The organism is Arthrobacter sp. CAN_A2, assembly GCF_015752045.1.
Classification (GTDB): Bacteria; Actinomycetota; Actinomycetes; order Actinomycetales; family Micrococcaceae; genus Arthrobacter_D.
This window is the reverse complement of sequence record NZ_JADOUS010000045.1, coordinates 1-4,290: the sequence shown is the minus strand read 5'-3', so window position 1 is coordinate 4,290 and position 4,290 is coordinate 1. Positions and strand designations below refer to the sequence as shown.

The window sequence follows — 4,290 nt, the reverse complement described above, 5'->3', positions numbered from 1 at the left end:
AAACGCCCCCACGCGGCATCCGAAAGACTACGAGTACGAGACATCCCACCATGATCTCGTTCATCCCACCTCGGGGTTAGGAGACACGCCCTAGGGCCAAGACCTCAGCTGCAGTCACCTGTCAGGCAGTCGTAGGTCTGATTTGGGTGATGATGATAATCGGTTGGTGTCGTAGACCAACCATTTTGGGCCGCACGGATCACCGCACTCGGCGCTGGCCCGCAACCGGTCCCTTACAAGGAGCTCACCACCAAACGGCTGGTCCACGCCATCACGCAAGCCATCACGACGACGGCCTACGCCACACGAGCACGCCAACCGGCAGCAATGCTCGCAACGGAAGACGGAACTGCACCCGCCGCGACGGCGCTGCGGCCGCCGCTCAACAGATGTAGCGCGTTCACGAAACGATCCTTTGACCGGACGAGCGGTAGGGTCTAACCCCAAATTCGCGAGTGCCAGGATCGGCGGGGAAGTGGGCGACCGCGCCATGTCCCAGCAAAGTGTCTCACGTGCAATATTCTCAACAAGGGGGAAGAAGGCCTTTGATGAGCGGTGGGAGCGTCCAGTTGGGAAGTATCGGGTATGCCAGGGTCAGTACGCTGGAGCAGAACGCGGAATTGCAGCATGCCGCACTTTGAAGCGGCGGGGTGTGACCGGATCTTTACCGACCACGGGGTGAGCGGCACGAGAGCGAGCCGGCCCGAGCTCGACAAGCTTCTGGATCATCTGAGGGCGGGGGATGAGGTGGTCGTATGGAAGCTCGACCGGTTGGGACGCAACACCCGAAACCTCCTGGCCCTCATCGATGACCTCGAACAGCGGGGTGTCCATTTTCGGAGTGTTACAGAGGGAATCAGCACGACCGGGTCGATGGGGCGGGCGATGCTGACGGTGATGTCGGCGTTCGCCCAGCTCGAGCGTGACCAGCTGGCCGAACGGACCAGGGCGGGTATGGCCATTGCGGCCGAGCATGGGCGGAAGGCCGGCAGGCGGGAAGTCACTGCCGATCATGCGAAGGTCCGGCGAGCCCATGAGTTGAAGGCGCAGGGGCTGGTGCCGGCGGATATCGGAAAAATCATTGGGGCCAGCAGGGCGACGGTGTACCGCTACCTCAATATTGGCATCGACGAAGCACCTTGACGGGGGTCACAGTCAGGCGGCCGTGGTGGGCCTCCGGGTGGTATCACCCGTGATTTTTGAGCACACGCCGGAACTGACTGAAGGTGGTGTGGACGTTGCGAGAGGGAGTGGTACGAGTGCCTACATTTGGGCATGACCTCAGTTTGGATGGACGGGGCGATTGGACGGTGCAAGGGTGGACGTGTGGATGCTGACATTAATTTCTATTTCGATCCGGTCTGCCCGTTCGCCTGGATGACGAGTAAGTGGGTGCGGCAGGTGCAGGCGCAGCGCGACTACACGGTGGATTGGCGGTTCATTTCGTTGCGTCTGATCAACTCAGAGGTGGACTACAGCGCGCAGTTTCCTCCGGAGTACGAGGCCGGCCATACGGCGGGGCTGCGGCTGCTGCGGGTGGCGGCCCGGGCCCGTGCGGAGCACGGCCGCGAGTCGATGGCCGGTTTGTATGCGGCGTTCGGGGCGCACATCTTCGAGACCGCCCCGGACACAGTGAACCAGCACACTGAGGGGGAGGTGCGGGAGCGGCGTGGCACGCGTGAGTTCGTCGAGCCGATCCTCGCCGACGCCGGGTTACCGCTTGCACTGGCGGAGGCTCTCGACGACGAGTCCTGGGACGGTGAGATTCGCCGGGAAACCGATGAGGCGCTGGCGCTGACGGGTAAGGATGTGGGCACACCCATCATCCACTTCGAGCCACCCACCGGTGTGGCGTTCTTCGGGCCGGTGATCAGCAGGCTGCCAGAGGGCGATTCAGCGGCCGCGCTGTGGGACCACGTGGTGGCTCTGGCGCGCTTCCCTGGGTTCGCAGAGCTCAAGCGAAGCCTGCGTGAGCAACCTCAGCTTCCGGCCCTCGGAGTCGACGCCGGTACGGTCGGGCAGCAGGAGGACTGGCACGGCGGCAGCCGCCGCCAGAAGAAGTAAGCGGTGTGTGCGGATGGGCCCGTAGGTCTTACAGGCACCCGACACCAGGAGTACGTGATGGTTCGGGCGTCAGCCGAAACGCAGCTGACCACGGATGACCTGTTGTCCCTGAACCGCGAGGTCAGCGGCGAGGAGAAGCGGAACCCGGCGGATGCGACGGCCGACTGGCTCGCCGAGAAGGGTCTCGCCGCCCCCGTCATTGAGCATGGTGTGCGAAAACGAAGCAGTTGAGCACGGTAGATAGTGGGAGAGAGGCAGAGGTAACCGACGACTCGGTCGACCTGGCGATCGCGGCAGAAGGGGGTGGGAATCTTCTTGAACGGGTCGTGACGAAGCTTTTTGATGCGCGCTCGGCGCGGTGCTCGATGAACTCGCCAAAGGCTGGGCTCGCTGGGCGATGTGGTGCATCCCGCCGAGTCGAATCGCATCGCATCCCGGGAGCCGGGAGAACATGGCGGTGGCACCGGTGATGAGGATGAATCGACGGGCGGTCAGGGTGCGCTGCGCCGGGCGGTGGCCTGATACAACGCCCCCTGACGTGTGGTGCGGCGGGAGTCTGGGGTTAGGGGAGTAGTTCCAGTTTCCAGTCCTTGACGTCGGCGACCGGTGCGAAAAGGCGGCCATCTACTTCGTCCAGGGGCAGGTTGTTGCGGACTCTGTGTGGCCAGTCCCTGTTGCCGAGTGCTGCTTTGCCCAAGGCAATGACGTCGGCTGCTCCTTCGGCGATCAGGGAGGACGCCGTGTCTGGGTCGTCCAGGTGACCATTGGCAATGATTGGGAGTCCGGAGTCCAGAGTCCGGAGTGCTGCTTGGCCAGTGCTGCCAAGGAGGGACCCTCCTCGAGAAGCACGCCTAGTCTAACCATACAGACTTGTCTGTCTAGTCATCCTAGGATGAGGTACGACTATGGTCTCTAATGAAAAGAGGACGAGATGTCACTGGCACAGGAACAACCCGCAGTGGGTGCGCGGCAGCGAATCCTCGACGCTTCCTACGCGTTGTTCGCTGAGCGGGGCGTCCGGGCGGTGGGCGTCAATGAGATCATCCATACCGCGGGGGTCGCGAAAGCGTCCTTCTACAGCCACTTCCCGTCGAAGAACGACCTGATCATGGCGTTCCTGGACCGCCGCCGGGACGTGTTCACCATCGGGTATCTGGGTGCTGAGTCCCGGAAGCGTGGGGCCACGCCCGAGGAGCAGCTCCTGGCGATCTTCGACATTTTCGACGAATGGTTCCAATCCGAGGACTTCAACGGATGCCCCTACATCCGGGCTCTGGTCGACGCAGGTCCTGCCGACGTCGTCGCGTCCGCCAGTGCCGGTTATCTGAGGGACATGCGCGATCAGGTGGAGAACGCCGCCGCATCGATGAGACTGATCGACCCGAGGGACTTCGCGGAATGCTGGATGATCCTCCTCCAAGGATCAGTCGTCGCCGCCCTGGGAACGGGGTACACCTCGCCCGGCAGAATCAGGAAACTCGGGCAACTGCTTATTGCGAGCCATACGCCGAAGTCGGGGTGACGTCAGCCCTGGGATGTTGGTGCGGTCCCGTCCCGCCCATTCAAGTGGGATAGGGGTTCAATGACGCTGCAGGTCCGACAAGCCCCCAGCTCTGGCACCGGGCGGATAGGACCTCTGATGTGGGGCTGTGACTGCGACTCGGGCTCGGGGGCGCGGGAGTCAGAGGATGGATCCCAAGTCGGATCCTGTTGATGGGTACACCGCGGTGGCTGATCTGAGTTGACGTGTTGTCAGGCCGTGTTTCATGGCGACGCTGATGGTGTTCGCCAGTGCCGTGGAGCCGCTGCCGAAGAGGTGGGCGCCGACGATGAGGTCGGTGCGCCGGTCGACCAGGATTTTGGTGGCGCCGGCGGTTTCTCCGATGCGGTAGTTCGAATACCACCGGCTCGTGTCGGTGTAGCGGACCTCGATGTCCAGGCCGCTGGCGTGGGCTTCCGGTTCGAGCATGCCCAGGCGGACGAGTTCGGGGATGGTGAAGACAGCTGTTGGGGTGGCGGCATAGTCCGGAGCTGTTGTGGCGGACGTGAGGATGTTGGACGCGGCGACTTTCGCTTCGATGACCGCGACGGGGGTCAGCGGCAGCCTGGCGGTGTCCGCGGCGTCGCCAGCGGCATACACGGCAGGGTTCGTGGTGCTCTGCAGGTGTGGCGCTACCTCGATGCCCTGAGGGCCATATGCCACGTGGCCTGCGTCCAAGTCCAGGG

The 4,290-nt window shown here is 63.4% G+C and carries 4 protein-coding genes and 1 pseudogene; 4 read left to right on the top strand and 1 reads right to left on the bottom strand.

Going from position 1 to position 4,290, the window contains the following annotated elements; genetic code table 11:
- The first annotated feature begins 627 nt into the window (after positions 1-627).
- From IWX63_RS16410 to IWX63_RS16390, 4 genes are all read left to right on the top strand, one after another.
- Positions 628-1,143 (top strand): recombinase family protein, encoded by a 516-nt coding sequence (locus tag IWX63_RS16410; protein WP_334685952.1) that lies wholly within the window; start codon positions 628-630, stop codon positions 1,141-1,143.
- 183 nt (positions 1,144-1,326) lie between these two features.
- Positions 1,327-2,064 (top strand): mycothiol-dependent nitroreductase Rv2466c family protein, encoded by a 738-nt coding sequence (locus tag IWX63_RS16405; RefSeq protein ID WP_199279219.1) that lies wholly within the window; start codon positions 1,327-1,329, stop codon positions 2,062-2,064.
- Positions 2,065-2,121: 57 nt separating this feature from the next.
- Complete coding sequence (locus IWX63_RS16400) at positions 2,122-2,295, top strand: hypothetical protein (RefSeq protein ID WP_199279218.1); 174 nt, start codon at positions 2,122-2,124, stop codon at positions 2,293-2,295.
- Positions 2,296-2,995: 700 nt separating this feature from the next.
- Entirely contained in the window at positions 2,996-3,586 is a 591-nt protein-coding gene (locus IWX63_RS16390; RefSeq protein ID WP_199279217.1) for a TetR/AcrR family transcriptional regulator, read from the top strand.
- Between the two features lie 159 nt (positions 3,587-3,745).
- On the opposite strand, the pseudogene IWX63_RS16385 reads toward IWX63_RS16390, so the two are convergent.
- Positions 3,746-4,290 (bottom strand): annotated as a pseudogene (locus IWX63_RS16385) (dihydrolipoyl dehydrogenase family protein); the annotation flags it as partial.